The sequence below is a fragment of the Rhizobium gallicum bv. gallicum R602sp genome (assembly GCF_000816845.1).
In the GTDB taxonomy this organism is placed as follows: domain Bacteria; phylum Pseudomonadota; class Alphaproteobacteria; order Rhizobiales; family Rhizobiaceae; genus Rhizobium; species Rhizobium gallicum.
In genome coordinates this window covers 2405261-2431010 of the sequence record NZ_CP006877.1, presented here as the reverse complement: position 1 = coordinate 2431010, position 25750 = coordinate 2405261, and the positions used below count along the sequence as shown (strand labels likewise).

The following is a 25750-nucleotide window of genomic DNA, read 5'->3' as shown; positions in this document are numbered from 1 at the left end:
CCGAATGGAGAATGCTTGATTTGATGGGCCGGTTCCTCGTCTTTTTGGGGGGAGTGATCGTCGTAGTGCTCTTCGTGGCACTGCTCGCGCCGCTTTTCATCGACTGGACTGACTTTCGCAGGAATTTCGAAGATCAGGCAAGCCGCATCATCGGCAAGAAGGTGACCGTGCATGGCACGGTCGATGCGCGCCTTTTGCCTTTTCCGTCGGTAACGCTGCATGACGTGCGTGTCGGGCAGGAATCCAACGGCCAGCCGATCGTGCAGATCGAGCAATTCGCCATGGATGCCGAACTTGCGCCGTTCCTTTCCGGCGAGGCGCTGATTTTCGATATGCGCGTCGTCAATCCGAAGCTGCGTCTTCGCCTGTTGAAGGACGGCACGCTCGATTGGATGCGCGGCAGCCGGCCGGAGATTCCTGCAAAGACAGTCGTTCTGGAAAGTGTGCATGTCACAGGCGGCGACGTGCAATTCATCGACGATCAGTCGGGCCGCGCCCGCCGCATTACGGGGTTTAACGCGGAAATGTCCGCCCGGTCGCTGGCAGGCCCCTGGCGGATCGAAGGCGATGCGGCGCTCGACGGCGAGCATGGCAGCTTTTCGATTTCCAGCGGACAGCCCGACGAAACCGGCGCGCTGCAGGTCAGGACGCAGCTGATACCCGATCAGCGTCCGGTCAAAATCGATCTCGACGGTCAGTTGAAGCTGGCCGACAGAAAGCCGAATTATCAGGGCCTCATGTCGGCTGCGTTCGAGAACCGCGGCGCGGCCAAATCCGACGACAAGAACGCACTGCCGCCGCGCCTCAAGGGCCGCTTCGAACTGACCAACGAGCGCATCCGGCTTTCCGAGTACCGGATGGAAATCGGCTCAGTGGACGATCCCTATGTGATCACCGGCGAGGCGACCCTCGATACCGGCAACGCGCCCGAGTTCCTGCTGATCGCCGACGGCCAGCAGATCGATGTGAACAGGATCGGCAATCAGGGCGCAGGCGGCAAGACCGCGCGCGATCCCGGCCTGTCCGCCCGGCAGCGGCTCAATTCACTGATCAGCATCATCGCCCAGATTCCCGTGCCGCAGGTGCAGGGCAAGGCGAGCGTCAAGCTGCCGGCGATCGTTGCCGGGGATACGACCATCCGCGACGTGCAGCTCGATCTGCAGCCGGCCGGCAACGGGTGGACGATCGACAATGCCGTCGGGACGCTGCCCGGGCGCACCCAGGTGGAGGGCCAGGGCCAGCTGACGCTAAGGGGCGACCCTTCCTTCAACGGGCAGATTACCGTTGCCTCCAATCAGCCCTCGGGGCTTGCCTCCTGGCTTGCGGGTTCGGTCGACCCCGCGATCCGTCAATTGAAGCAGGCGGGCTTTTCGGCCGATGTCAGCCTGACGCATCAGCAGCAGCGCTTCAACAATCTGGAGATTGCCATCGGCGCCGCTACGCTGAAGGGCAAGCTGGAACGGCAGGCGCTGGAGAACCAGCCGCCTCTCCTGAACGTCGACCTTGCCGGCGATGCGATCGACCTCGATGCGCTGAGGGCGCTGACGGGTCTGTTCACCGGGCAGGACGCAGGCGAAAATGTGCTCGACCACAAAATTGCGGCACAGCTGAAGGCGGATAAATTCAGCGCCTTCGGCGTCGAGGCAGAAAATGTCGAGACGAGCTTTACGATCGCTGACGGGGCGCTTGCCGTCGACAAGCTGGTCGCCAAAAATCTGGCGGGCGCCGAAATCACCGCCACCGGCCGCGCCGAAGGCTCCTTGCTCGATTACAAGGGCTCGGGGGAGATCACCTTGAAGTCCTCCGATCCGGGACCTTTCTTCACGATGCTGAAGGCGCATCTGCCGCAGCATCCGGTGATGGACCGGCTGGTGCGCAATGCCGCCTGGTACACCAACACGGCGCTTCGCGGCGCGCTGACGCTTGGCGGCGACGAGGGCGACGGGCTTGCGCTGACGCTTGCCGGCGTTTCCAACGGAAGCCGCGTGAACCTCGACTACCGCATGTCGGATCTGTTGGCGCTGACGGGCAAGGGCACGACCAATCTGGAGGCGACGCTTGAAAACAGAACGACGTCGATCCTGTTCGGGCAGGCGGGCCTCGATCCGCTTCCGGTCGAAGCTGATGGCAACGGCCGCCTCGCCCTGAAAGTCCAGGCAAGCGGTACCGATCCGGCCGATGCATCGCTGACCTTCGCGACAGACCGGACGTCCTTTACTGCGAATGGCAAGGTCGATGTCCGTCCCGGGAATTTCATGAATGGCCAGATCGGCGTCTCGCTCGAGAGCGCCGATCTCGATCCGTATCTCGTGATGAACGGCATTGCGCTGCCGCAGATGGGAACCGGTCTGCCTTTCGGGCTGCAAACAACGGCAACCATCGATGGCGACAAGGTCGCCTTCTCCGACCTCAAGGGTCATGCCGCGGAAAATCAGTTTTCGGGTGCACTGACGGTCAATCGCAAGACAGACACGACGACAGCGAGTGGCGAACTTGCGCTTGACCGCGCCGATGCGACCTGGCTGGGCGAGGCCGTCTACGGCCCGATGACAGATGCTGCGACGGGCAACTTCTCGACCGCAGTACTTGGGCAGCCGGTGTTCAAGGATATGGATGTCAACCTGAAGTTCTCGGCCAAGGAGTTCTGGCCGGGATGGTCGGCAGCCGTAACCGGCTTCACCACCAACGCTGTCTACAAGGGCGACGAACTGCAGCTCAACGACATGAAGGGCGGATGGGACGGTGGCCAGCTTTCCGGCAACCTGCTTTTCACCAATGCCGAGGGCACCGGCTTCTTCCAAACGAAGCTTTCGCTTTCCGATTCCGATCTCGCCGGCGTCGTCTGGCCGCGCGACGGCGCGCCGGTTGCGAACGGCAAGTTCGGGCTTTCTCTCGGTATGGAAGCCTCCGGCAAAACGATGACGGACCTGGTGAGTTCGCTCACGGGCTCCGGCGAGCTGCGGCTTGGCGAGACCACCGTGCGCGGGCTGAACCTTGCGATTCTGCCGCCGCTACTTGCTGCAACGGATCCGATGCAGGACCAGCTCAATGCCGGAAAGATACATCCGATCGTCGAAACGCTGCTCAACAATGGAGAGGCGAAACTTCCGCCGACGGGCATTCCGTTCAACATCACCGACGGCGTGCTCCGCGTGCAGAACGTAACCGTTGCCAACGAACTCGCCAAGGTGACCGGCAATGCGCAGCTCAGCCTGCCGCAGGAGCGCATCAACGCATCGCTTAACATCACTCTCAATCCGGGCGAGGAAGCGCTTGCAGGCGCGGAGCCCGCGCTGCGGCTCAACTATTCCGGATTGCTCGCATCGCCCGGCCGGACGATGGATGTAACCGATCTCGCCGGATATCTGTCGCTTCGTGCATTCGAACGCGAACGCCGGCGTGTCGAGCGGTTACAGTCGAACGTCCTGGAAAAGCAGCGGTTGCGGCGCGAGGTGGCGCTTTACAAGTTCAACGATGCGGAACGCGCAAGAGCCGCGGCGATCGAGGCGCAGCGCAAGGCCGAAGAGGAGCGCCTGCGCGCGCTTGCCGCGGAAGCTGCGCGGCAAAAGGCTGACGCGGAGGCGAAGGCCAAAGCGGAGGCTGAAGCAAAGGCGAAGGCGCAGGCCGAGGCGAACGCCGCTGCTGAGGAGGCGGCGCGCCGCGCGCAGCAGCTCAACCAGCCGCCGCCGATAACCGGCAACCGGCTGAATTTCGATGCCTTGCCGGGCGTGCCGTTGCCGCAGTAAAGGCTCTCTCTAGCTGCGGTTTTTCAACCAGGTCAAGACATGGATCCGCAGCGCGGAGGAGAGGTTGCTTTCCGGCTCTCGCCGGTCGTCGATTTCGGATATGAGGGCCGCAAGCGGAATGGCGCGGGCTGTGGCGATCGCTTTCAGCTCAGCCCAGAATTCGTCTTCCAGCGAGAAGCTGGTGCGGTGTCCATGCAGGCTGGCGGAATGCTTGCGGATCATCGGGCTTTCCGCAGGCCTTTTTCGCGGAGTTGACAGATTGAGGGAGGAAATACCGCCAAGCAACTGACTGCGGATTGTTTTCGGCCCGTCTGCGCCGTCATTCGCCGCCTTCGTCCTTTTCGATCCGGCCCTGTCGGTGTGCTTTTTCGGCCTTCTCGTTCAGCGCTTTGGTCAGCTGCTTCTCGGTCTTGGTGCGGCCGAAACGGATACGATTCTGCTCGGCCTGTTTGTCCTTTTCGGAACGGGCCTGCTGCTTCTTGAACTGGCGGAGATTAACGATTTCCGCGCTCATGGCTTGCCTCCGTCCGGCTGGAAAAGGGCACATGAAAAAGGGAAGCGCCTGCTTCCCTCGATATTTACTGCTTCTTGCGGAAGGCGTCGAGCGACACGACGGATCCCGGCTTCTTCTCGTCACCCTCTGCGGGTTTTGCCGCGGGCGGTTCCTCGCCTTTTTCGGGTGCGACCGGATAGGCGGTGATTTCGGCCGCGGGAACTTCCTCGCCGTCTGCCAGCGGCACGTCGAATTCAAGTTCGAAATTGACCGAAGGGTCATAGAAGCCACGGATGGCATTGAAGGGGATGACCAGCTTTTCGGGCACGTCGGAGAAGGAAAGGCCGATCTCGAACAGCGATTCGGTGATCTTCAGATCCCAGAACTGGTGCTGGATCACGATGGTCATCTGCTCCGGATACTTGGATTTCAGATGCTGCGAGATGCGAACGCCGGGTGCACCGGTGAGAAACGTAATGAAGAAATGATGGTCGCCGGGCAAGCGGCCCGTCGTTGCGACTTCGGACAAGACCTTGCGGATCACGCCACGCAGCGCGTCCTGTGCCAGAATGTCGTAGCGGATGTGGTCCTGCCCCATACTTTTCCTGTCTTTCTTTGGTTCGGAAGTCTTTTCACAAGGGTATATGCCATGTCCGGCGGCCTTGGGAAAGGCTAAGTGTCCGAGTCAGCTTCACAAACAATACATGATTTGGGCGGCAGGGAGAAGGTGAAGGCTTCTGTTGCCAGGTGCCTTCGGACCCCGCCTTAAGGTGCTAACCAAAAGGACTTAGAGCGGAATTCCCGCACCGCCGTTAGGCAGCGAGAGCATATTCCTTAGCGTTGTTGTCGTTTGCAACTACACTTGTGACCCGATAACGGCGGTATCATGCCGAGCAAAAAGTCGATCTTTACACCCTTGTCGATCCTGTTTCGCCCCCATCAAAAGCAGTCGTGAACCGGCTGTTTTTGGTGGAGGCGCCGGGTACCGCCCCCGGGTCCAATAGGTTTATTACACCGCTCATTTATCGCCATAGCCGGTCCGAAAACCGGCAAGGCTGATATAGTGTTTTCCGAAGCGCATGGAAAGGGGATACGTCACAAAACCGTTGCAGGCAGCATGAGAATTGCCGGGATAAGCCTCCGCACAGTTGGTTTCAGCGGCAGAAGCGCCTATTTTGGGAAACGGAATCGGCCGCGACCATGTGATCGCACACGGGGAGACACGGATGCTGCGTCATCCTGAATATCAATATCTAGACATTATGTCCCATCTGCTGGAGAAGGGCGATCGGCGGATGGATCGCACTGGCGAGGGCACGCTTTCGACGTTCGGCGCGATGATGCGCTTCGATCTTTCGGACGGCAGCTTCCCGGCGTTTACGACCAAGAAGGTCTTCTGGAAGACGGCGGTGAAGGAGATGCTCTGGTTTCTGACCGGGCAGACGAACATCCAGTCGCTGCTCAAGGAAAATGTCAAGATATGGACGGACTGGCCGCTTGCTGCGTACCGCAAGGCGACGGGCGAGGAGATATCCCAGGACCTGTTCGAAAAGCGCGTTCTCGAAGACGACGCTTTCGCGGCGAAATGGGGCGATCTCGGACCGGTCTACGGCAAGCAGTGGAGGCGGTGGCTTGACCGGAACGGGGTGGAGCACGATCAGATCGGCGCGCTCATCCATAGCCTCAAGACCAATCCGACGAGCCGGCGCATGCTGTTCCACGCCTGGAATGTGGGCGAGATTGATCAGATGGCGCTTCCTCCGTGCCATATGACCTATCAGTTTCACGTTTCCGGACTGCAGCGCGGTAGCGGCCGGCCGCAGCTTTCCATGCTCGTGAACCAGCGCTCCTGCGATATTTTCCTCGGCGCGCCCTTCAATATATGCCAGCAGGCAGCATTGCTTGCGATGGTCGCCCAGCAGGTGCAGATGGATCGGGGTGAACTCATCTGGGTCGGAGGCGATACCCATCTCTACCTGAACCACCTCGATCAGGCCAAAGAGCAGCTTGCGCGCAAGCCCATGCCCTTTCCTAAGCTGGTGCTGACGCGCCAGCCCGACGAGATCGATGGTTATCGGATCGACGATTTCGAGGTCGTAGGATATCAGTCGCACGATCGGATTGATGCCCCGGTCGCCGTCTGACGGACGATTGTCCTAGCGCACCGAGCGCTTGCCGTTGCGATCGGCAAGTGCTTGCTGACCTCCATGAAGCTCGTTCATGACTTCGGCAAGCCGGCTTGCCTCCTGCTCGTCCAGCCCGTCAAGGATCTGTCCGCCGAACGACGCAGGCGACTCCGTGACGTGGTCCCAAACGATCCATTGATTCATCGGGTCGCAGATTACGTCAAATCGAGGCATCGCATTCATCATTCACATCAGCCTTCCGTCATCTTTCCGGATTAGGCCGACAGCCGTTAAAAGACGCTTTCCGAACCGACCGAGCCTGCGTTCCTTGCGTTTCACGGGGATGATCGGAAAGCCCATAAAATGCCAGGCGAATGCCGTGCCCAGGCCTGTCGTTACCGGAGAACCGGCCTTGCCGCCTGTGACAACCCACGCGAAAATCCCCGCCGCCATGGCGACGATGACGAGGTCGATGCGGCTCGGCCGATTGTTCTGCGCGGATCTGTCTCCCATAAACTCAACTTAACGTAGCATTTCCTGGAGTAAAATTGAAACGTACGGCGTGGTTTACGAATTGCTTATGGTGCGTTGCGATATCTCGCATTCGGACGTGCCCGCAGGCGTGGACGGGATTTTGTCGAGCCTCTCTTGCTTGTTGGCCCGCCCAACGGTAGATCCGGCGGGCCAAGCCGTCACTTCAACCTCAGGAAGTTCATGTCCGACATCAGAAAGACCATCGTCGTTGCCGTGGCCGAGAATGGCGTCATCGGACGCGACGGCGACATGCCCTGGCGGCTTTCGACCGATCTCAAGCGCTTCAAGGCAATGACGCTCGGCAAGCCGCTCGTGGTCGGGCGCAAGACATATGAGAGTTTTGGCAAGCCGCTGCCCGGGCGCCCGCATGTGGTGATTTCCCGGCACGCTACGATCGAGCAATCGGATGTGACAATGGCGCGTTCTTTTCCCGAGGCGATCGGGATTGCCGAAAGGCTGGCGCGCGAGACTGGCCAGATCGAGATCATCATCGCCGGCGGCGGAGAAATCTATGCGCAAGCAATGGCGCTTGCAGACCGGATGTGCGTCACGCATGTGCAAACCCATGTTGCGGGCGACACGTCCTTCCCTTCGATCGACCCTGCCGCCTGGATGGTGATTGAAGAAATCGATGTACCGGCAGGAGAAAAGGACAATTATCCGACGCGCTTCGTCGTCTATGAGCGCCGCAGCGCCTGAAAACGAAATATTTATCGATAAATATCGCCAAGTTCTTCATGCCGCGTTGAAAGCAGCTGCGGCGATACCTATAACGGTCACAATCGCTTAAAGCCTGCCGCCCCCGCGGGCACGATGCGATTGGGAGTTTAACGAACAACGAGGTTTTGATGCCCTGGAGCAATCAGAATGGCGGCGGCGGCCCATGGGGCGGCGGCGGCGGTAATAATCAGGGACCGTGGGGGCAGGGGCCGAACCGCCCGCGCGGCGGCCGGGGCGGGCCGCCCGATCTGGAAGATATCATCCGGCGCGGCCAGGATCAGCTCCGCAACATCGTACCCGGCGGTTTCAACGGCGGCGTGGCAGTGATTATTGCGGCCGTTCTTGTCGTCTTCTGGCTTTTCCAATGCATCTACATCGTCCAGCCGGACGAGCGTGGTGTCGAGCTTCGCTTTGGCCAGCCGAAGGAAGAGATTTCGACGCCGGGGCTGCATTTCCACCTCTGGCCGATGGAAACCGTCGAGATCGTCAAGGTGACGGTGCAGCAGCAGAATATTGGCTCGACGTCGGCCTCGTCTTCGACAGGTCTCATGCTGTCGGGCGACCAGAACATCCTGAACGTCGAGTTCTCGGTCTTCTTCACCGTGATCGATCCCAAGGCCTATCTCTTCAACGTCGAAAACCCGGCCGAAACGTTGCAGCAGGTGGCTGAAAGCGCGATGCGCGAAATCATTGGCCGGCGCCCGGCGCAGGATGCCTTCCGCAACAACCGCCAGCCGATCGAAACGGAGGTTGCCGCCATCGTGCAGGGCACGATGGACCGTTACAATGCGGGCATGGCGGTAACCGCGGTCACCATTCAGGACGTGGCGCCGCCGCGCGATGTCGCCGATGCCTTCGAAGAGGTGCAGCGCGCCGAACAAGACAAGCAACGCCTCGTCGAAGAAGCGAACCAGTATGCCAACCAGAAACTCGGCCAGGCACGCGGCGACGCGGCCCAGATTCGCGAAGCAGCGGCTGCCTACAAGGATCGTGTCGTCAAGGAAGCGGACGGTGAGGCGCAGCGATTCACTGCCATCAACGAAGAATATTCGAAGGCTCCCGAAGTGACCCGCAAGCGGCTGTTCCTCGAGACGATGGAACAGGTGCTGAAGAATTCCAAGAAGGTCGTGATCGATGAGAAGCAGGGGATCGTTCCCTACCTGCCGCTCAACGAGATCGGCAAACCGGCACAGCAGGGAGGTTGAGCCATGACATCGAACAGACTTCCCGTAATCATCATCCTGCTCGCCGTTGTGCTTGTCATCGCTTATTCCTCGGTCTTCGTGGTCAATGCGCGCGAGCAGGCAATCGTCGTACGCTTCGGCCAGATCCAGTCGGTGAAGACGGAGCCGGGCATCTACTTCAAGCTGCCTCTCGCCTTCATGGATGCCGATCGCGTCCAGATCGTCGAGAAGCAGGCGCTGCGCTTCGACCTTGACAATATTCGCGTCCAGGTTCGCGGCGGTTCGACGTTCGACGTCGATGCTTTCGTGATCTACGACATCAAGGACGTGCGCAAGTTCCGCGAAACGGTGTCGGGCGACCGCGAGGCCGCCGAAGCGCGACTTCGCACACAGCTCGATTCGTCGCTCCGCCGTGTCTACGGTCTGCGCGACTTTGATGCCGCCCTTTCGGACGAGCGCGTGGCCATGATGCTCGAAGTGCGCGATGACCTGCATGGCGACGCCGAAAATCTCGGCATCAATATCCAGGACGTGCGTATTCGCCGGACAGACCTGACCCAGCAGGTGGCGCCGCAGACTTATGGCCGCATGCGGGCCGAGCGCCTCGCCGAGGCCGAGCTGCTGCGCGCGCAAGGCACCGAAGAAGGCCAGCGGCGCCGGGCTATCGCCGATCGCCAGGTGGTCGAGATCACGGCGGAAGCCCAGCGCGATGCGGAAATCATCCGCGGTCAGGGCGATGCCGCGCGCAACCGCATCTTCGCAGACTCCTTCGGCAAGGATCCGTCGTTCTTTGAGTTCTACCGCTCGATGGCGGCCTATTCCTCCGCGCTGTCGTCCCAGGATACGACGCTGGTGCTGTCGCCGAATACGGAATTCTTCCGGTATTTCGACAATTCCAACGGCACGACGCCCCCGGCTTCACCTCAAGCCCCGGCACCTGCGATCCCATCAAACTGACGCATCCGGATGCAGGATTTCCTGACAGGAATCGCATTCTTTCTCATCATCGAGGGGCTGGTCTACGCACTGGCCCCTCGTTTTCTTGTCGAGATGGCCCGGCTGCTTCCAACGGTTCCGGAGCGCCAGCTACGCATCTTCGGACTTGGCGCCGTCGTGCTCGGTGTCGCGCTTGTCTGGTTCGTCAGACGCTGACGCAGATTGCACGGGATTTCGCGAAAAGGTGATTTCACGCTCCATCATTCCGCCCTATGTTGATGGTCAGACTGCCGCTTTGACCCCATAAGAGGAAGCTTGATGGCCCCCACGACACGCCCGACCTTCAGACGATCGCTCGCTCTCCTGGCCGGTGTTGCACTTCTGGCAAATATCGGTCTTACCGGCGCTGCTGAAGCGCAGAGCACGCCTCTGTTGAATGGTCCGGCCTCTGTTGCCGATCTTGCTGAAGGGCTTCTCGATGCAGTGGTGAACATCTCCACCTCGCAGAACGTCAAGGGCGATGAAGGTGCCGGCCCGGCGCCGCGCGCACCGGACGGCTCGCCGTTCCAGGAATTCTTCAACGACTTCTTCAATAAGCAGCAGGGCGGCCAGGGCGGCAACCACAATGTCAGCTCGCTCGGCTCCGGCTTCGTCATCGATCCATCGGGTTATATCGTCACCAACAACCACGTGATCGAGGGCGCAGACGACATCGAGGTGAATTTCGCCAATGGCACCAAGCTGAAAGCCAAGCTCATCGGAACGGACACAAAGACTGATCTTTCGGTACTGAAGGTCGAACCGAGGACGCCGCTGACGGCCGTGAAGTTTGGTGATTCCAGCGACATGCGCATCGGCGACTGGGTCATGGCGATCGGCAATCCGTTTGGTTTCGGCGGGTCGGTGACCGTCGGCATCATTTCCGGCCGTGGCCGCAATATCAACGCAGGCCCGTACGACAACTTCATCCAGACCGATGCGGCGATCAACAAGGGCAATTCCGGCGGTCCGCTCTTCAACATGAAGGGCGAGGTGATCGGTATCAACACGGCGATCATTTCGCCAAGCGGCGGCTCGATCGGTATCGGCTTTTCGGTGCCTTCGGAGCTTGCTGCAGGCGTGGTCAACCAGCTTCGCGAATTCGGAGAAACGCGCCGCGGCTGGCTCGGCGTGCGCATCCAGCCGGTCACCGACGACGTGGCCGACAGCCTGGGTCTCGATACCGCCAAGGGTGCGCTCGTAGCCGGTGTCATCAAGGGCGGGCCGGTCGACAACGGTTCGATCAAGGCGGGCGACGTCATCCTGAAATTCGACGGCAAGCCGGTCAATGAGATGCGCGACCTACCGCGTGTCGTGGCCGAAAGTCCAGTCGGCAAGGAAGTGGATGTCGTGGTGCTGCGTGACGGCAAGGAGCAGACTGTCAAGGTGACGCTCGGTCGTCTGGAGGACAGCGATCAGGCCGCTTCCAACGACGCTGATACCTCTCCGGATGGTGTGATCAATCCTGATCCGGAGGAGAACGACGACATGGACGAGCCGAATCCCGATCAGGATCAGGTCCAGCCGGCACCCGACGGCAAGGGCCAGACCGATCAGCAGGCGCCGGTGACGCCCGATGCAAGGACGCCCAAGGATGTGCTCGGCCTCTCGCTGTCGCAGCTCAGCCCCGAGATCCGCAAGACCTTCGGCATTGCGGAAAGCGTGGACGGCGTCGTGGTGACTGAGGTGGCACCCGGCTCGGCGGCCGCCGAAAAGGGCCTGAAGGCCGGCGACGTGATCGTCGAGGTCGCCCAGGAATTCATGAAGTCGCCGGATGCCGTGGCTGCGAAAGTGCAGTCGTTGAAGCAGGAAGGCCGCCGCAACGCGCAACTGATGATCGCCTCGGCAAACGGCGATCTGCGGTTTATCGCAGTGCCAATGGAATAACAAAGCGCGGAATGGCTGATCCTTTCAGGAACTGCTGAACCGCTCCGATGCCTGCGCCAGTGACGACGACTCGACAACAGCACGACATTCTCCTGTCTTTGTCATGCATGGGTGATCGGTGTCAGACGATCTTTCGTTCCCATTGCTGACGGCTGATCGCATAGAGCACGTGGCGTTTCAGATGCGGATGCGTGTCGGGAATGCGCGGATGATCAAAATCGCGGTCCGGATCGTGGTGCAGGCCAAGTCTGCGCATGACGGCGGTGGAACGATGATTGTCCGCTACCGCAAAAGAGACGATTTCGGGAGGATTGAACTGGGTGAAACCATGGCGAAGTGATGCTTCTCCAGCTTCCGTCACATATCCCTTGCCCCAATGCCGTTTGGCAAGACGCCAGCCGATTTCGATGGTGTCCGCCGGGAGGAACGGTTCGAGTTCGGGCCTCCAGAGGCCGCAAAAGCCGATCGGCTCATCGGTTTCCTTCAGTGCCATGGCATAAAAACCGAGCCCGGCCTTGGCGATGGCATTGCGGATATTTTCCAGCATCGAATCTGCTTCGGCGCGGTCGCGGCGAAAGGCGAAGAATTCCATCACTTCAGGATCGGAATTGATCTCGTGGAAAAGCGGCCGGTCCGCGTCTGTCCAATTGCGCAAGAGCAGGCGGTCCGTCGTCGCGATCACGGTCATGGCGTCACAAAATCCGTCTTGCGGTAGCCCTGGATATAAAGCAGGGCGGTCAGATCGCCGTGGTTGATGCGCATTTTCGCTTCGGCGGCGACTGTGGGTTTGGCATGTAGGGCGACGCCGGAGCCGGCGAGGTGGATCATGCCGAGATCGTTGGCGCCGTCGCCAACGGCCATTGCTTCTTCGGTGGAGATACCGAGCCTTGCGGAAATTTCGCTGAGTGCATCCACCTTCGCCTGCTTGCCGAGGATCGGCTCGGCCACGAAGCCGGAGAGCAAGGCTCCCTCTTCAAGAAGAATGTTGGCGCGGTTTTCGTCAAAGCCCAGAGTTGCGGCGATCCGGCTGGTGAAGACGGTGAAGCCGCCGGAGACGAGGGCGGTATAATAGCCCTTCGCTTTCATCGTGGCGATCAGTTCCGGGCCGCCGGGCGTCAGCGTGATGCGCTTGGCGATAACCTCGTCTATAACTGAAACCGGCAGGCCTTTCAGGAGTGCGACGCGTTCGCGCAGTGCGGGTTCGAAAGCGATCTCGCCGTTCATGGCGCGGGCGGTGATCGCGGCGACCTTGTCCTTAAGGCCGACTTCGGCTGCGAGCTCGTCAATGCACTCCTGCCCGATCATCGTCGAATCCATGTCGGCGATCAGCAGTTTCTTGCGGCGCGTATCGGCCTCCTGGACGACCAGATCGATCGGTGCGCTGGCGATGGCTGCGAGGATACTCGCCTCCGCCGCTTGCGGATCGGTGCCGTCGCGAAGGGCGATATCGCAGGCGATGCCGTCGGCCAGCCAGTAGAGCCCGGATGCCGTCACGGTTTCGGCGGCCTGTTCGGCAAGCCTCGGCGTGAGAACGGGATTTGACGGATTGGCAACAAGCGTGGCAACGAGAGCCATATGGAAAACCTTCTGAGCGCAACAAGTGCGATCCTGATAACCGGGCCGACCGCCAGCGGCAAGTCCGCGCTTGCCGTGGAACTGGCGAAACGCCACGGCGGCGTTATCATCAACGCCGACAGCATGCAGGTCTACGGCACGCTGCGCATTCTGACGGCGCGGCCGTCCGAGGCGGAGATGCAGGGCGTGCCACATCATCTGTACGGCCATGTGCCAGCAGGCGCTGCCTATTCGACGGGGACCTGGTTGCACGATGTCACGGCATTGCTGCCCAGTCTGCGTGCCAAGGGACAGTTGCCGGTGTTCGTCGGCGGGACGGGGCTTTATTTCAAGGCGCTGACAGGCGGCCTGTCGGATATACCGGCGATACCGGAAAACATCCGCAACAGGCTACGGGCGCGCCTGCTGAATGACGGCGCGGAAGCGCTGCATGCCGAACTCGCCACGCTCGATCCGCCCGCTGCCGGCAGTCTCAGCATCCAGGACGGGCAACGCATCGTGCGCGCCTTGGAGGTGGTGGAGGCAACGGGGCAATCGATCCTGCGCTTCCAAGGGCAGGCGGGGCCGCTGATTGTCGATCCGGCGCGTGCGGAAAAGATCATCGTTCTGCCGGAACGCACCGTGCTCCACCAGCGCATCAACGAGCGCTTCGAGAAAATGCTGGAGCAGGGTGCCGAAGATGAGGTCAAGTCGCTGCTGGCACTCGGCCTTTCATCGCAAATGCCAGCGATGAAGGCGATCGGCGTTTCGCAGATTGTAGCCATGCTGAAGGGCGAGATGACGCGCAGCGAAGTGATCGAGAAGGGTGCTGCCGCGACACGCCAATATGCCAAGCGGCAGATGACCTGGTTTCGCAATCAAATGGACGAGAGCTGGAAGCGCCTGACATCGCCGCAGTCGTGATCAGGGCGTAAGCTTCAAGTCGACCAGCTGGTTATCATCATCGTGAACCTCGCGGGACCCCGGCGTTCAGGCCGGGGAGGAAAGCGAGAGCGGCCGTTTGCCGCTTGCCGCTGGGATTTGACATATTCGGCGATCACAGAGAGCGGTGCGCCGCCACAGCGTTCCCGCAAAGTAGGAGGCCACAAAACGTCCTTGCGGTAGCGCCCGGTGATTTTCCCGGCGGCTGTCGCGCAGAAGTCGGCTGGATACGCCTTTGCGGCTGTTGACAGCATGGACAGGGCGATCTTCGCAGCGGATGCACCAGAGGTGAAGATGATCGTCTTCGCCGTCGCATGCGATCAATTCGGCCTCGACGTCGCGATACAGCTTGGCGAAGATGCGCCGCAGGTTGCCGATTGCCGGTTCTGACAGAACGTCTCGGCGGTATTTCGTGACAACCATGGAGCATGGAGACGACATGCCTGCCGGTGCGATCCACGGTTGCGCTGCTTGGAGCAATTGATAGAATGGTAACATGATCCACCGCGCGTTCCGCCACAAGCTCGCTCCGAGGCGAACGCCACCGCCTTCGGGCCATCCAGCTCAAGCAATGAGGCAAAGGAACCACGGTCTATAGCCGTCTCCGCAGCCTCGGAGCTCACCATGAGTGGGCGGCACTCATAGCCGGAGGCCGGGACATTGTGGAGGCACAGCGAAGCTGGGCTGAGCCGGGTCCTGACGGTTGGACACTTCGACGCCCTCGGCTTCCCCCGACTTGCATGACCACAACTTCTCGAACCGCCCGGTGCGGACCCGCATGCCGGGTGGTGTGGCAGGGGTACGGCTTAATCGCCGTCCCCTATGCCGATGAATGCGAACGAAAACCATCGGCCGGCCGGCCAGGAGATGTCATGAACAATTTTCTCGCAAAGACGCTTGCTTCCATCAATGCCCTTATTGCAATCGTCATTTTGGCCTTCTTCACGCTGTCCGGCGCAACCGCCGCCTCGGCTCAAGGCGGGTCCGGAATGTTCGTGATCGGAGCGATTTTTGGCGCGATCGCCGGCATCGTGGTCGCCGCCCTGGTCTGCGGAACGATCGCCTTTTTGACGCTGATAGAGCGCCACCTGAGTGTCATTGCCGCTGCAGCCAGGCAATCTGAGGGGCAATGAGGCCTCAATCCTTATTATGGAGGCTCCTGAGCGGCTTCTTGAGAATGCTCTCGCGGAGCGACATGCCGGGTTCGCGGTGCGGGCTGGCAGCCGGGTCTTGAGAGAACACCGGCCGCTGGGACGTTGTCTCTTCGCGGCGCATCTCTCGCCGGAGAGCTTCCAGGCGGCTATCCAAAGATGTCTGCGGCGGTGCGGTTTGTGGCTCGCGCGGCGCATGGCTGCGCGGCAGCATGTCCGGCCTGTAGGAATCGGTCGGCGCCAGCGGCGGCGCAGAGACGGACGCCGGATAGGAAGCATCCTCCGACGGCTCTTCGTCGTCGAACAGCATGTCGCTCTGCGCGGCACTGTAGCTTTGCTGGAAAGAGGAAATATCCGGACCGCCGCTGACGGCGCGCATGCGCGTCACGATCTTGCGCAGATCGACCGTATCGGGATCCTCGTCGGAATGCTTGGCGGTCGCCCCGTTCGCCTTCGGCAGCAAATGCTGCTCGACGCGCGAAAAGCGCATGCGCATCGGCACGCTGATCGCTTCGCCGAAGGCGATCGCTTCGCCGTTGCCGATCGAGGAAATGAAGCTCGTCGTCGAAATCGACGAATTCGGGATTGCCGATCTTATGATGTCCTGGTCGCGATCGTTGGCAAGGCGCATGGCAAACAGCGTTGAGCACTGTGAGAGGATCGTCTGGTCGAGTTCGCCGGGGCGCTGCGTGATGATGCCGAGCGAGACGCCGTACTTGCGGCCTTCCTTGGCGATGCGGGCGATGGCCTGGCGCGTCGGGATGAAGCCGAGGTTCGGATCGGCCGGAACATAGCGGTGCGCTTCTTCGCAGACGACGAGCATATGGACAGCGCCGTCACTCCAGAGCCCGATTTCGAAGGCCATGCGGCACAGGACGGAGGCGACCGAATTCACCACTTCCGAGGGGATCCCGGAAAGCTGGAACGTGCAGATCGGCCGGTCGTCGCCAGGAATGCGGAATATCTGCGCCACGGTGTCCATGATCGTGTCGCTGATCGTGTTGTTGGAGAACATGAAGTGGTAGCGCGGATCGTTGATTGCCGCGATGATGCGCATCTTCAACGAGCGCAGGAAGGGTTTTTCGGCGCGGCCTTCGAGACGGCCGATGCGCTCGTCGATAAGCGCCAGCAGGTCGGCCATGCGGTAGGGGACCGGCGTGTCGGCGGTGATCGAGCTCTTCTCGGTGGTGCGGCGGACGAGAGAATTGTCGCTGCCGCGAAAGGCGCGCTTGGCGTCCGGCATGATGTCGCGAAGCATGTCGAGTTCCTCAGGCACTGGCGCGCGGCCGCGGAAGACGACTTCTGCGAATTCTTCAAGCCGCATCAGCCAGAAGGGCAGGTCGAGCGTGTCGGTATCGATGACGACCGAATGCTTCGGGAAAGCGGCGGCGAATTCGTTGTGCGGATCAAGGATCAGGACGCGCAACTTCGGATCGGCTTCGATCGCCTTGTGCAAGAGCAGCGAGACGGCCGTGGATTTGCCGACGCCCGTGGAGCCGACGATGGCGAAATGCTTGGAAAGCATCGAGGGGATGTGGATCGCCGCATCGATGCTTTCGTCCTGGGTGAGGTTGCCGATGACCGCCGTCGTCCCGGTGCCTGCGTCGTAGATGCGCATCAGATCGGCGGCGCGGATGCGGTGCGCAATCGCGCCGAGATGGGGATAGCATGAGATGCCGGTCGAGAATTCCTCGCGGCCGTCTTCCTCGACGCGGACTTCGCCGAGCAGCTCGGTCTCGATCCTGAAATAGTTGTCCTCTCCTTCGCCCCAGGCATGCGTGCCGGTGTTCATGGCGTAAACGAGGGCGACGACGCGGTTTCGGCCGACGCTGATCGAAATCAGGCGGCCGACGGACCACAGTTCGGTGAGATCGGTGCCGCCGGCCTCCGCGACGGCGGCGATGGTCGCGCGCGAGCCGCTGCACGCGACGACGCGGCCGAGGAAGCGATTCCCGGGGGTTAGATTGTCGCGGCGATCCTGATCGCTGGCCTTGCCTGACGTTGGCAAGTCGTTGTTGAGCAACGGCCTACTCCCTGCGTTAGCAGGCGATCATATGATTTATCCTTTAACAAAACCCTTCGGGTCTCTTGTTTTTTAACGGGATAACCGGCGCTACGTCTTTTAGTGCGCGCCGTTTTTTTATTTCGGGAAGCGTTGACGCTATGAAATTTTCTGTCTATCAATTGCGCCCATGAAAATAGCAGCAGTTCTTATTGTGGTGGGAAAGCGCATGGGCAGGATGGTGTAACCATCCGGCGATAGCCACCCATGCGCTAGTTGACAGGCTCCCTCTGGGGCCTTTTTTTATGCCTGAAATCCAGGCCTCCGCACCGAAGACCTCAATTCCAGCAGTCAAAACGGAACAGAAAACATGACGGGCACGGACAACCAAACACCAGACAATCGGATGACAGGCGCGGAGATCGTTCTGCGGGCGCTGAAGGACAACGGCGTCGAACATCTCTTCGGCTATCCGGGCGGTGCGGTGCTGCCGATCTATGACGAGATATTCCAGCAGGAGGAGATCAAGCATATCCTGGTCCGCCACGAGCAGGGCGCCGGCCATGCGGCCGAAGGCTATGCACGCTCGACCGGCAAGGTCGGCGTCATGCTAGTCACCTCCGGTCCGGGTGCAACCAATGCCGTCACGCCGCTGCAGGACGCGCTGATGGACTCCATCCCGCTGGTCTGCCTCACTGGCCAGGTACCGACCTCGCTCATCGGTTCCGATGCCTTCCAGGAATGCGATACCGTCGGCATCACACGCCCCTGCACCAAGCACAACTGGTTGGTCAAGGACGTCAATGAGCTCGCTGCCATCATCCATGAAGCCTTCCGCATCGCGCAGTCCGGCCGTCCCGGCCCGGTCGTCGTCGATATTCCGAAGGACATCCAGTTCGCGACCGGCACCTATACGCCGCCGGCCGATCATGCGATCCAGAAGAGCTATCAGCCGAAACTCCAGGGCGATCTCAACCAGATTCATGCGGCAATCGAGCTGATGGCCAGTGCGCGTCGTCCGGTCATTTATTCCGGCGGCGGCGTCGTCAATTCCGGTCCTGAAGCCTGCAAGCTGCTGCGCGAGCTGGTCGAACTCACCGACTTCCCGATTACCTCGACGCTGATGGGGCTCGGCGCCTATCCGGCCTCCGGCAAGAACTGGCTGAAGATGCTCGGCATGCACGGTTCCTACGAGGCCAATATGGCGATGCACGATTGCGACGTCATGGTCTGCGTTGGCGCCCGCTTCGACGACCGCATTACTGGCCGCATCAATGCCTTCTCGCCGAATTCCAAGAAGATCCACATCGACATCGACCCGTCCTCGATCAACAAGAATGTTCGGGTCGACATCCCGATCCGCGGCGATGTCGCCCATGTTCTGGAGGACATGGTCCGCCTGTGGCGTGCTCTGCCGAAGAGGCCACAGAAGGGCCAGCTTGCCGATTGGTGGACGAATATCACCCGTTGGCGTGCGCGCAACTCCTTCGCCTACACGAAGAGCAACGACGTCATCATGCCGCAATATGCGCTTGAGCGGCTGTACGAATTGACGAAGGACCGCGATACCTACATCACGACCGAAGTCGGCCAACATCAGATGTGGGCGGCGCAGTTCTTCGGTTTCGAACAGCCGAACCGCTGGATGACTTCAGGCGGCCTCGGCACGATGGGCTACGGCCTGCCGGCAGCGCTCGGAGTGCAGATCGCTCATCCTGATAGCCTCGTCATCGATATTGCCGGCGATGCTTCGATCCAGATGTGCATCCAGGAAATGTCGGCGGCGATCCAGCACAATGCGCCCATCAAGATCTTCATCATGAACAACCAGTACATGGGCATGGTCCGCCAGTGGCAGCAACTGCTGCATGGCAACAGGCTATCCAATTCCTATACGGAGGCGATGCCGGATTTCGTGAAGCTGGCGGAAGCCTATGGCGCCGTTGGCCTGCGCTGCGAAAAGCCGGATGATCTCGACGGTACGATCCAGGAGATGATAGACGTGAAGAAGCCGGTCATCCTCGATTGCCGCGTTGCCAATCTCGCCAACTGCTTCCCGATGATCCCATCGGGCAAGGCGCATAACGAGATGCTGCTGCCGGACGAAGCCACGGACGAAGCGGTCGCCAATGCGATCGACGCCAAGGGCCGTCAGCTCGTTTGATATCGAAGGTGAGGAAGCCAAGACAATGAACGCACATCTACAGCCGACAGGCTCTGCCTACTTCATCTCGCCGGAAACCGCAGCCGCCGAGAACCATACGCTCTCGATCCTCGTCGATAACGAGCCGGGCGTCCTTGCCCGTGTCATCGGCCTGTTCTCCGGCCGGGGCTACAACATCGAAAGCCTCACGGTCTCCGAAACCGAGCATCAGGCGCATCTGTCGCGCATTACCATCGTGACACGAGGCACGCCGCATGTGCTGGAGCAGATCAAGGCCCAGCTCGAGCGCATCGTGCCGGTGCACCGCGTCGTGGACTTGACGGTGCGTGCTCGCGAACTCGGGCAGGAGCGTCCGATCGAACGGGAAGTGGCGCTCGTCAAGGTGATCGGGACCGGCGAAACCCGGGCCGAGACGCTACGTCTTGCCGATGCCTTCCACGCCAAGGTGGTCGACGCGACTGTCGAGCATTTCATTCTGGAGATCACCGGCAAGTCCTCGAAAATCGATCAGTTCGTGGCGATCATGAAGCCGCTCGGCTTGATCGAAGTCTGCCGCACCGGCATCGCCGCCATGAACCGCGGTCCGCAGGGGATGTGAACCGGCGTCTGGCCAGCGCGCCATCCTGAAGTCTCAGAGCATTTCGAGCGCTGATTTGCGGGTCGGCGGCGGGAAGGCGGCGTCGAGCGCCACCCAGTCCTCGTCGCTGATATCGAGCGAGACGCAATCGCGGTTTTCAGCGGCGCGGTCGGCATTCGACGTCTTCGGAATGGCGATCACGCCGTCGCGTTCGAGAAGGAAGGCAAGGGCAATCTGAGCCGGGGTTGCCTGATTGGCCTTGGCGATGCGGATGAGCTCGGGATTGTGCAGGATGCGGCCCTGTTCGATCGGCGAATAGGCCATGACCGGGACACCATGCTCCTGGCACCAGGGCAGAAGATCATACTCGATGCCGCGGCGCGCGAGATTGTAGAGAACCTGGTTGGCAGCGACGTGCCGACCGCCCGGAACGGCAAGCAGTTCCTCGATGTCGCCGATATCGAAGTTCGAAACGCCCCAGGCGCCGATCTTTCCGGCGTCCTTCAAGTCCTCGAAGGCTTCGACGGTATCGGCCAGCGGATGCTCGCCCCGCCAGTGCAGCAGGTAGAGGTCGATCTGGTCGATGCCGAGACGTGAAAGGCTCCGCTCGCAGGCTTCGATCGTGCCCCTGCGGCTGGCATTCCACGGATAGACCTTGGTGACGATGAACAGGCCGTCGCGCCGGCCCTTGATGGCGCGGCCGACGATGCGCTCGGAATCGCCTTCCCCGTACATTTCGGCCGTATCGATCAGCGTCATGCCGAGCTCTATGCCGGCTTTGAGGCTTGCGATTTCGCGCTCGGCTTCCGACGCCCGTTCTCCCATGTTCCAGGTGCCCTGGCCGAGAGCGGGGACTTCGATGCCGTTCGGGAAGGTGATCGCCGGGATTGGGTCGTCTTGCATGGCCGAATCTTTCATTTCTCCTTCAAAGATTGCGCAGACGCGTAATCTTTCAAGCAATCCTGTCACCATGACAATGATTATCTGGCTTAGGAAGTGCGGGCGGGATAGCGGATTTCAATCGACAGGGATCGTCATGGTTGACGATCTGCGGGAGGTTCCATGCCGCTGGATACGTTTCTGGCTCTTGTTCTCTTTGCCTTCACGACATCGATCACGCCGGGGCCGAACAATATGATGCTCTTTGCATCCGGGGTGAATTTCGGCTTTCGTCGGACGGTCCCGCATATGTTGGGCATCGGCGCGGGCTTTTTCTTGCTTCTTCTCGGCGTCGGACTTGGGCTCGGCGCGTTGCTGCGAACGGTGCCTGCGCTTTACACGGCGCTGAAATTTGCGGGCGGCGTTTATCTCGTCTGGATCGCGTGGAAGATCGCGACGTCGCGGGCGCTGAGCGAAGGCAAGGGCAGCGTCAAGCCGATGTCATTCCTTGCTGCTGCCGCCTTCCAGTGGGTCAATCCCAAGGCTTGGGTCATGGCGGTAACGGCCATGGCGACCTACACCAATTCCGACCTCTATCTCGCCAGCGTGCTGATCGTCGGCCTTGCCTTTGCCGCGGTCAACATTCCAAGCGTTTCGACCTGGGCCGGCTTCGGTTCCGCATTGAGCAAATGGCTGTCCGACCCGGTGCGGCTCAAATGGTTCAACGTCACCATGGCGGTGCTGTTGGTGCTGAGCCTCTGGCCGATGTTGAAATAGAAAAGAGCGGACCGTCCAGGCGGCCGCCAGCAGAGGCGCTTAGAGGCCGAACCCGCCGATGCCGCCAGACTGAACGATAATCGTCGGGTCGGTAAAGTTGCGGAAGCCCAGGAGCGGAATGTCGCACCAGCGGTCGAACTTGCCGACCGGAGCGGTGCGCTGGCAGTTCTCCGCGGATTTATAGGGATGTCCGGGGATCTGATACTCACCCTTTTTCAGATCGTGATAGTCGTTTGCGCTTGCCCAGGAAGCGACTACCGCGCCAAGCGCTGCTGCGGGAAGAGTGATCCTGTTCATCGCGATGCCTTTCCCTACTTGCGAGATTGCGGAGAATATCACGCGAACCGGATTTTGCCTCGGAAGCAAAGGGATTAGCTATTTTGTTTCAGGTGCTTACGTCGCGGCGTTGGTTGTCTTTTGCCTGGCATGACGTAAGGCGGTGGGCCTAACGTTACGAAAGGCTTCTGCCCACGGATGTTATCGAAAAACCGCAAGGTACACAGATTGGGTTGGCGAGCTGCATTCAAGCGCCTAAAGATAATATCCTGTGCGCGCGGAGGGCCTCGTCTTGCACGACCATCATGATCATCATCATCACGACAACCGCTATTCGGACATGCAGGCGCGGGTGAAGGCGCTGGAGACGGTGTTGACGGAGAAGGGGCTGATCGATCCGGCGGCGATCGATGCGATCGTCGAGACCTATGAGACGAAGATCGGCCCGCGCAACGGCGCCCATGTCGTGGCAAAGGCCTGGAGCGATCCGGCATTCGCTGAATGGCTGAAGAGCGATGCGACGGAGGCAATTGCGAGCCTCGGCTATACCGGGCGGCAGGGCGAGCACATGCGCGCCGTCTTCAATACGCCCAAGACCCATAACCTCGTCGTCTGCACGCTTTGCTCCTGCTATCCCTGGTCGGTGCTCGGCCTGCCGCCGGTCTGGTACAAGGCGCCGGCCTATCGCTCGCGGGCAGTGATCGATCCGCGCGGCGTGCTTGCCGAATTCGGCCTGACGCTGCCCGCGGAAAAGAAAATCCGGGTCTGGGATTCGACGGCCGAGCTGCGCTATCTCGTCATTCCCGAGCGCCCCGTGGGAACGGAAGGTCTGAGCGAGCAGCAACTTGCCGGTCTCGTCAGCCGCGATGCGATGATCGGGACGGCAATTGCGTCCGCTCCTGGAGCAGGCGCATGAACGGGCCGCACGATCTTGGTGGACAGATGGGGTTCGGGCTGGTCGCGCCTGAAAAGGACGAGCCGTATTTCCATGATGAGTGGGAGAAGCGTGCGCTTGGACTGACGCTATCGTGCGGTGCGTTCGGTGCCTGGACGATCGACGAGAGTCGGCATGCGCGCGAGAATATTCCGCCAGCTGATTATCTCTCCACAAGCTATTACGAAATATGGATGCGGGCGCTGGAAGTGCTGCTCGATCGGCATGGATTTGCAACGGCTGCGGAGATCGATGTCGGCCACAAGCAGACTGCCGGAGCGGTGCCGAAACGGGTTCTGAAGGCGGATATGGTCGCGAACGTTCTGGCGCGCGGCGGGCCTTGCGACCGTCCGGTGGAAAGGGCTGCGCGCTTTGCCGTCGGCGAGAAAGTCCGGACAAAGAATTTCAATCCGCAAACGCATACCCGGCTACCGCGCTATGCGCGTGCCAAGAATGGTGTGGTCGAGGCGGTGCAGGGCTCTTTCGTGTTTCCGGACGACAATGCGCATGGCAAGGGCGAGAACCCACAATGGGTCTATACCGTCGTTTTCGATGGCAGGGAGATCTGGGGCGAGGGCGCCGATCCATCGCTGACGGTCTCGATCGATGCCTGGGAGAGCTACCTTGAGCCTTTGTGAAACGATATCGCCGCTTACGCGATCGCCCCAACTGCCGAAATCCGCCGATGGCGAGCCGGTCTTTCCCGAGCCCTGGGCGGCTGCTGCTTTTGCAATGACAGTGCACCTCCATGAACGCGGTCGCTTCACATGGAGCGAGTGGGCGGAGACGCTTTCGGCCGAACTGCACAAGCCTGGCCGGGCGGTGGATGGCAGCGACTACTTTGACTGCTGGGTCGCGGCGCTGTCCGGGCTCCTAGTCAGCAAAGGCATCGCCGATGCCGGCGCCATCCTTTCGCTGCAGGAGAGCTGGCAGCGTGCGGCGCAAGCCACGCCGCACGGAAAGCCGATCGAGCTTTCCAACGATCCGCTGCGCTGATCGTCACGACGGGAACTGTTTGTAGCACTCCTCGGCCACCTGCCGCAGCATATCGCGCGAAATCTCGCCGGTGACGGCATAGCCGAGCTCGCCGTCGATCCAGTAGAATGTCTCGACATCGCCGGCGGAGGCGAAACGGAAGCTCGTCGTCCGGTTCGCCTTGTTGCGGCCGACCAGCGCCGTCAGGCGTTCGCCAGCCTGATTCTCGTACATAAACATCGCGCCCGGCTTTCCATCCACCGGCAGCAGCCGTCCGCCGACGAGCCGGAAGCCGAGGGGCTGTAGATCCGGCACCTTCAGGTTCGGAATAGAAAGCCGCTTGCCGAGCCAGGTCGCCAGATGCGCTTCCTCATTGGCGAAGACTTCGACAGGATGGCGGACCTCGCCTGCATAGACCAGGAAGGCGTTCTGCGCCTCTGCCGGCAGTGTCTCGGAAGCGGCAAGCTGCAGTTCGGGTTGCTGGACGAGCGGAGGGCCATAATGACCCGCAAGGACGCCAAGCGCGAAGAGAGCGACGGCGGCTGCGGCAATGGCCGAACGTCTCGGCCAAACGGAAACGCCATTTTCCGGATCGACCAGCAGGATGTCATTTTCCTTGGATTTTTCGTAAGCCGCGAACGTTGAACGGATCGCCGCATTCTGTGCCTGCCATGCCGTCACCTTGGCAGCGTCCTCGGGATTGTCCTGCAGCCATGCCTCGACACGGGCGCGGGCGTTTTCGGGCAGTTGCCCGTCGGCATAGGCGTGGAGGTCCGCTTCGGGCACGCTCGAGTTGGTCTCGTTCATTTCGGTCTCCGAAGCGTAATCACATTGTCGGCCTTCATTCGGTCTCCAAGCCGCTGACGGGCGCGCGACAGGCGTGACATGACGGTGCCGACTGGTATGTCGAGCGCGGTGGCCACCTCGCTGTAGGTATAGCCTTCGATGACAACCAGCATCAGCACGGCGCGGTTTTCCTCCGACAGGCTGTTCAGCGCGTCTTCCAGCCGCAAGCGCTCTAGCGGATCGGCGGTCGTCTCGGGTGAGGGCATGTCTTCGGCGCTGTCAAGCTCGACCATCATGCTGGGCGGGCTCTGGCGGCGGGTGTTGCGGTAGAGATTGGTCATGATCGTCAGCGCCCAGCCGCGCAGGTTCAAGCCACGCCACTGCGAACGGCGGGCAAGTACTTTCTCGACACAGTCCTGTAGCAGATCCTCGCCGTCGGCGTCGGAGCGGGTAAGGCTTCGCGAATAGCGCCGGAGCGAGGGAAGGAGGGCCAGGATCTGGCCCTCGAATGTTTCGGGTACGGGTGTCTTCACGCCGGTCCACTCAGGGTTTGGCAAGGTCCCAGTTGCCCCCCACGCCATCGCCGGTGATATCGCCCTTCTTGGTATCCTTCACCCAGAAATAGAGCGGCATGCCGTCCTTGGCCCATTGCTTTGTGCCGTCCTTGCGGTCGATGAGGGAATATGCACCATCGGCCTTCGCATCGCCAGCGGCTATCAGCGGCGGCCAGTTCTTGGCGCATTGGTCGTAGCAATTGGAAACGCCTTTCGTGTCCTTCTTGAAGGTATAGAGCGTCATGCCGTTTTCGCCGGCAAGCACCTTGCCCTTGGCGGATTCGACGGTCATGACCGGCGCTGCCGCGAATGCAGCAGTTGCCGCAGCAGATGCGACGGCGAAAGCGATCACGAATTTTACGGATTTCATGTGGGTCTCTCCTCACGTTCGGCAGCTTTTTTGCTTACCGGTGATGAGACACCGGGAGCAGTGATTTTATTCCATGGGGTGTGAGAGATTTTTTGGATGAATGCCGCGTATGGTGCCGTGCCGAGATTGACCCTGCTTGAACCA

At 60.8% G+C, this 25750-nt stretch carries 29 protein-coding genes and 1 other RNA gene; 15 read left to right on the top strand and 15 right to left on the bottom strand.

All coding sequences use genetic code 11. From position 1 onward, the window contains the following. Positions 1-20: 20 nt before the first annotated feature. A complete protein-coding gene (locus RGR602_RS12125) occupies positions 21-3746 on the top strand; it encodes an AsmA family protein (RefSeq protein WP_039846829.1) in 3726 nt (1241 codons plus the stop codon). Positions 3747-3755: 9 nt separating this feature from the next. On the opposite strand, the gene RGR602_RS12120 is transcribed toward RGR602_RS12125, so the two are convergent. The 4 genes from RGR602_RS12120 to ssrA form a co-directional block, all read right to left on the bottom strand. After that, positions 3756-3968, bottom strand: coding sequence for a ribbon-helix-helix domain-containing protein (locus RGR602_RS12120; RefSeq protein WP_039845313.1), 213 nt, complete (start codon positions 3966-3968; stop codon positions 3756-3758). 97 nt (positions 3969-4065) lie between these two features. Then, positions 4066-4260 (bottom strand): DUF4169 family protein, encoded by a 195-nt coding sequence (locus RGR602_RS12115; protein WP_039845312.1) that lies wholly within the window; start codon positions 4258-4260, stop codon positions 4066-4068. A 64-nt stretch (positions 4261-4324) separates the two neighbouring features. Then, a complete protein-coding gene (locus RGR602_RS12110; RefSeq protein ID WP_039845311.1) occupies positions 4325-4837 on the bottom strand; it encodes an SspB family protein in 513 nt (170 codons plus the stop codon). Positions 4838-4965: 128 nt separating this feature from the next. After that, positions 4966-5329, bottom strand: a transfer-messenger RNA (tmRNA) gene (gene ssrA, locus RGR602_RS35135). 136 nt (positions 5330-5465) lie between these two features. On the opposite strand from ssrA, the gene thyA reads away from it, so the two are divergent. Further along, positions 5466-6383 (top strand): thymidylate synthase, encoded by a 918-nt coding sequence (thyA, locus tag RGR602_RS12105; protein ID WP_039845310.1) that lies wholly within the window; start codon positions 5466-5468, stop codon positions 6381-6383. 12 nt (positions 6384-6395) lie between these two features. Here thyA and RGR602_RS12100 read toward each other — a convergent pair whose 3' ends face one another. After that, the gene (locus RGR602_RS12100) at positions 6396-6599 is read right to left on the bottom strand and encodes a hypothetical protein (protein ID WP_223843938.1); all 204 of its coding nucleotides are present in this window, start codon (positions 6597-6599) and stop codon (positions 6396-6398) included. A 12-nt stretch (positions 6600-6611) separates the two neighbouring features. Next, entirely contained in the window at positions 6612-6878 is a 267-nt protein-coding gene (locus tag RGR602_RS12095; RefSeq protein ID WP_052451547.1) for a hypothetical protein, read from the bottom strand. 201 nt (positions 6879-7079) lie between these two features. Between RGR602_RS12095 and RGR602_RS12090 the strand changes: the two genes are divergently transcribed. The 5 genes from RGR602_RS12090 (at position 7080) to RGR602_RS12070 (ending at position 11665) form a co-directional block, all read left to right on the top strand. Further along, positions 7080-7598, top strand: coding sequence for a dihydrofolate reductase (locus tag RGR602_RS12090; RefSeq protein WP_039845308.1), 519 nt, complete (start codon positions 7080-7082; stop codon positions 7596-7598). 149 nt (positions 7599-7747) lie between these two features. Next, on the top strand, positions 7748-8824 hold the full coding sequence (gene hflK / locus RGR602_RS12085) for an FtsH protease activity modulator HflK (protein ID WP_039845307.1): 1077 nt from the start codon (positions 7748-7750) through the stop codon (positions 8822-8824). Between the two features lie 3 nt (positions 8825-8827). After that, the gene (gene hflC, locus RGR602_RS12080; RefSeq protein WP_039845306.1) at positions 8828-9760 is read left to right on the top strand and encodes a protease modulator HflC; all 933 of its coding nucleotides are present in this window, start codon (positions 8828-8830) and stop codon (positions 9758-9760) included. 9 nt (positions 9761-9769) lie between these two features. Continuing rightward, on the top strand, positions 9770-9955 hold the full coding sequence (locus RGR602_RS12075) for a DUF2065 domain-containing protein (RefSeq protein WP_039845305.1): 186 nt from the start codon (positions 9770-9772) through the stop codon (positions 9953-9955). Between the two features lie 102 nt (positions 9956-10057). Beyond that, positions 10058-11665: a DegQ family serine endoprotease gene (locus tag RGR602_RS12070; protein WP_039845304.1), complete on the top strand. Its 1608-nt coding sequence runs from the start codon at positions 10058-10060 to the stop codon at positions 11663-11665. 121 nt (positions 11666-11786) lie between these two features. On the opposite strand, the gene RGR602_RS12065 is transcribed toward RGR602_RS12070, so the two are convergent. Then, positions 11787-12353, bottom strand: a complete 567-nt coding sequence (locus RGR602_RS12065; protein ID WP_039845303.1) for a GNAT family N-acetyltransferase — start codon at positions 12351-12353, stop codon at positions 11787-11789. After that, positions 12350-13240, bottom strand: coding sequence for a phosphoserine phosphatase SerB (serB, locus tag RGR602_RS12060; RefSeq protein WP_039845302.1), 891 nt, complete (start codon positions 13238-13240; stop codon positions 12350-12352). Before serB ends, RGR602_RS12065 begins: the two co-directional genes overlap by 4 nt. On the opposite strand from serB, the gene miaA reads away from it, so the two are divergent. Next, positions 13241-14143: a tRNA (adenosine(37)-N6)-dimethylallyltransferase MiaA gene (gene miaA, locus RGR602_RS12055; RefSeq protein WP_039845301.1), complete on the top strand. Its 903-nt coding sequence runs from the start codon at positions 13241-13243 to the stop codon at positions 14141-14143. A 66-nt stretch (positions 14144-14209) separates the two neighbouring features. Here miaA and RGR602_RS39680 read toward each other — a convergent pair whose 3' ends face one another. Beyond that, positions 14210-14584, bottom strand: a complete 375-nt coding sequence (locus tag RGR602_RS39680; RefSeq protein WP_203226161.1) for a transposase — start codon at positions 14582-14584, stop codon at positions 14210-14212. 449 nt (positions 14585-15033) lie between these two features. Here RGR602_RS39680 and RGR602_RS12045 point away from each other — a divergent pair, with 449 nt between their 5' ends. Next, positions 15034-15294: a hypothetical protein gene (locus tag RGR602_RS12045; RefSeq protein ID WP_039845299.1), complete on the top strand. Its 261-nt coding sequence runs from the start codon at positions 15034-15036 to the stop codon at positions 15292-15294. A 4-nt stretch (positions 15295-15298) separates the two neighbouring features. On the opposite strand, the gene RGR602_RS12040 is transcribed toward RGR602_RS12045, so the two are convergent. Continuing rightward, the gene (locus RGR602_RS12040) at positions 15299-17335 is read right to left on the bottom strand and encodes an ATP-binding protein (RefSeq protein ID WP_039845298.1); all 2037 of its coding nucleotides are present in this window, start codon (positions 17333-17335) and stop codon (positions 15299-15301) included. 349 nt (positions 17336-17684) lie between these two features. Here RGR602_RS12040 and RGR602_RS12035 point away from each other — a divergent pair, with 349 nt between their 5' ends. Further along, a complete protein-coding gene (locus RGR602_RS12035; protein ID WP_039845297.1) occupies positions 17685-19478 on the top strand; it encodes an acetolactate synthase 3 large subunit in 1794 nt (597 codons plus the stop codon). A gap of 25 nt (positions 19479-19503) precedes the next feature. Then, positions 19504-20076: an acetolactate synthase small subunit gene (ilvN, locus tag RGR602_RS12030; RefSeq protein ID WP_039846827.1), complete on the top strand. Its 573-nt coding sequence runs from the start codon at positions 19504-19506 to the stop codon at positions 20074-20076. A 33-nt stretch (positions 20077-20109) separates the two neighbouring features. Here ilvN and RGR602_RS12025 read toward each other — a convergent pair whose 3' ends face one another. Beyond that, positions 20110-20958, bottom strand: a complete 849-nt coding sequence (locus RGR602_RS12025) for an aldo/keto reductase (protein WP_039846826.1) — start codon at positions 20956-20958, stop codon at positions 20110-20112. A gap of 159 nt (positions 20959-21117) precedes the next feature. Between RGR602_RS12025 and RGR602_RS12020 the strand changes: the two genes are divergently transcribed. Next, the gene (locus tag RGR602_RS12020; RefSeq protein ID WP_039845296.1) at positions 21118-21711 is read left to right on the top strand and encodes a LysE family translocator; all 594 of its coding nucleotides are present in this window, start codon (positions 21118-21120) and stop codon (positions 21709-21711) included. Between the two features lie 39 nt (positions 21712-21750). Here RGR602_RS12020 and RGR602_RS12015 read toward each other — a convergent pair whose 3' ends face one another. Further along, the gene (locus RGR602_RS12015) at positions 21751-22008 is read right to left on the bottom strand and encodes a hypothetical protein (protein ID WP_052451546.1); all 258 of its coding nucleotides are present in this window, start codon (positions 22006-22008) and stop codon (positions 21751-21753) included. Positions 22009-22327: 319 nt separating this feature from the next. Between RGR602_RS12015 and nthA the strand changes: the two genes are divergently transcribed. Genes nthA through RGR602_RS12000 form a run of 3 tightly spaced genes read left to right on the top strand, consistent with a single transcriptional unit; the run spans position 22328 to position 23917 of the window. Continuing rightward, the gene (nthA, locus tag RGR602_RS12010) at positions 22328-22903 is read left to right on the top strand and encodes a nitrile hydratase subunit alpha (protein WP_052451640.1); all 576 of its coding nucleotides are present in this window, start codon (positions 22328-22330) and stop codon (positions 22901-22903) included. Beyond that, positions 22900-23559 (top strand): nitrile hydratase subunit beta, encoded by a 660-nt coding sequence (gene nthB / locus RGR602_RS12005; protein ID WP_039845294.1) that lies wholly within the window; start codon positions 22900-22902, stop codon positions 23557-23559. The genes nthA and nthB overlap by 4 nt, the downstream gene beginning before the upstream one ends. Continuing rightward, on the top strand, positions 23546-23917 hold the full coding sequence (locus tag RGR602_RS12000; RefSeq protein WP_039845293.1) for a nitrile hydratase accessory protein: 372 nt from the start codon (positions 23546-23548) through the stop codon (positions 23915-23917). Before nthB ends, RGR602_RS12000 begins: the two co-directional genes overlap by 14 nt. Before the next feature lie 3 nt (positions 23918-23920). Here the strand turns inward: RGR602_RS12000 and RGR602_RS11995 are convergent, their stop codons facing one another. The 3 genes from RGR602_RS11995 to RGR602_RS11985 are packed head-to-tail and all read right to left on the bottom strand — an operon-like array spanning position 23921 to position 25606. Next, a complete protein-coding gene (locus RGR602_RS11995) occupies positions 23921-24703 on the bottom strand; it encodes an anti-sigma factor family protein (RefSeq protein ID WP_039845292.1) in 783 nt (260 codons plus the stop codon). After that, on the bottom strand, positions 24700-25215 hold the full coding sequence (locus tag RGR602_RS11990) for an RNA polymerase sigma factor (protein WP_039845291.1): 516 nt from the start codon (positions 25213-25215) through the stop codon (positions 24700-24702). The genes RGR602_RS11995 and RGR602_RS11990 overlap by 4 nt, the downstream gene beginning before the upstream one ends. Positions 25216-25225: 10 nt before the next feature. Beyond that, the gene (locus tag RGR602_RS11985; protein WP_039845290.1) at positions 25226-25606 is read right to left on the bottom strand and encodes a COG4315 family predicted lipoprotein; all 381 of its coding nucleotides are present in this window, start codon (positions 25604-25606) and stop codon (positions 25226-25228) included. Positions 25607-25750: the final 144 nt, after the last annotated feature.

Coding starts and splice junctions, on each gene's coding strand:
- serB (WP_039845302.1), bottom strand. CDS start 13,240: ATGGCTCTCGTTGCCACGCTTGTTGCCAATCCGTCAAATCCCGTTCTC.
- RGR602_RS12020 (WP_039845296.1), top strand. CDS start 21,118: ATGCCGCTGGATACGTTTCTGGCTCTTGTTCTCTTTGCCTTCACGACA.
- thyA (WP_039845310.1), top strand. CDS start 5,466: ATGCTGCGTCATCCTGAATATCAATATCTAGACATTATGTCCCATCTG.
- RGR602_RS11985 (WP_039845290.1), bottom strand. CDS start 25,606: ATGAAATCCGTAAAATTCGTGATCGCTTTCGCCGTCGCATCTGCTGCG.
- RGR602_RS12025 (WP_039846826.1), bottom strand. CDS start 20,958: ATGCAAGACGACCCAATCCCGGCGATCACCTTCCCGAACGGCATCGAA.
- RGR602_RS12075 (WP_039845305.1), top strand. CDS start 9,770: ATGCAGGATTTCCTGACAGGAATCGCATTCTTTCTCATCATCGAGGGG.
- RGR602_RS12045 (WP_039845299.1), top strand. CDS start 15,034: ATGAACAATTTTCTCGCAAAGACGCTTGCTTCCATCAATGCCCTTATT.
- ilvN (WP_039846827.1), top strand. CDS start 19,504: ATGAACGCACATCTACAGCCGACAGGCTCTGCCTACTTCATCTCGCCG.
- RGR602_RS39680 (WP_203226161.1), bottom strand. CDS start 14,584: ATGGTTGTCACGAAATACCGCCGAGACGTTCTGTCAGAACCGGCAATC.
- RGR602_RS12015 (WP_052451546.1), bottom strand. CDS start 22,008: ATGAACAGGATCACTCTTCCCGCAGCAGCGCTTGGCGCGGTAGTCGCT.
- nthA (WP_052451640.1), top strand. CDS start 22,328: ATGCAGGCGCGGGTGAAGGCGCTGGAGACGGTGTTGACGGAGAAGGGG.
- RGR602_RS12110 (WP_039845311.1), bottom strand. CDS start 4,837: ATGGGGCAGGACCACATCCGCTACGACATTCTGGCACAGGACGCGCTG.
- hflC (WP_039845306.1), top strand. CDS start 8,828: ATGACATCGAACAGACTTCCCGTAATCATCATCCTGCTCGCCGTTGTG.
- RGR602_RS11995 (WP_039845292.1), bottom strand. CDS start 24,703: ATGAACGAGACCAACTCGAGCGTGCCCGAAGCGGACCTCCACGCCTAT.
- RGR602_RS12065 (WP_039845303.1), bottom strand. CDS start 12,353: ATGACCGTGATCGCGACGACGGACCGCCTGCTCTTGCGCAATTGGACA.
- miaA (WP_039845301.1), top strand. CDS start 13,241: ATGGAAAACCTTCTGAGCGCAACAAGTGCGATCCTGATAACCGGGCCG.
- hflK (WP_039845307.1), top strand. CDS start 7,748: ATGCCCTGGAGCAATCAGAATGGCGGCGGCGGCCCATGGGGCGGCGGC.
- RGR602_RS12120 (WP_039845313.1), bottom strand. CDS start 3,968: ATGATCCGCAAGCATTCCGCCAGCCTGCATGGACACCGCACCAGCTTC.
- RGR602_RS12115 (WP_039845312.1), bottom strand. CDS start 4,260: ATGAGCGCGGAAATCGTTAATCTCCGCCAGTTCAAGAAGCAGCAGGCC.
- RGR602_RS12100 (WP_223843938.1), bottom strand. CDS start 6,599: ATGCCTCGATTTGACGTAATCTGCGACCCGATGAATCAATGGATCGTT.
- nthB (WP_039845294.1), top strand. CDS start 22,900: ATGAACGGGCCGCACGATCTTGGTGGACAGATGGGGTTCGGGCTGGTC.
- RGR602_RS12035 (WP_039845297.1), top strand. CDS start 17,685: ATGACGGGCACGGACAACCAAACACCAGACAATCGGATGACAGGCGCG.
- RGR602_RS12095 (WP_052451547.1), bottom strand. CDS start 6,878: ATGGGAGACAGATCCGCGCAGAACAATCGGCCGAGCCGCATCGACCTC.
- RGR602_RS12090 (WP_039845308.1), top strand. CDS start 7,080: ATGTCCGACATCAGAAAGACCATCGTCGTTGCCGTGGCCGAGAATGGC.
- RGR602_RS12070 (WP_039845304.1), top strand. CDS start 10,058: ATGGCCCCCACGACACGCCCGACCTTCAGACGATCGCTCGCTCTCCTG.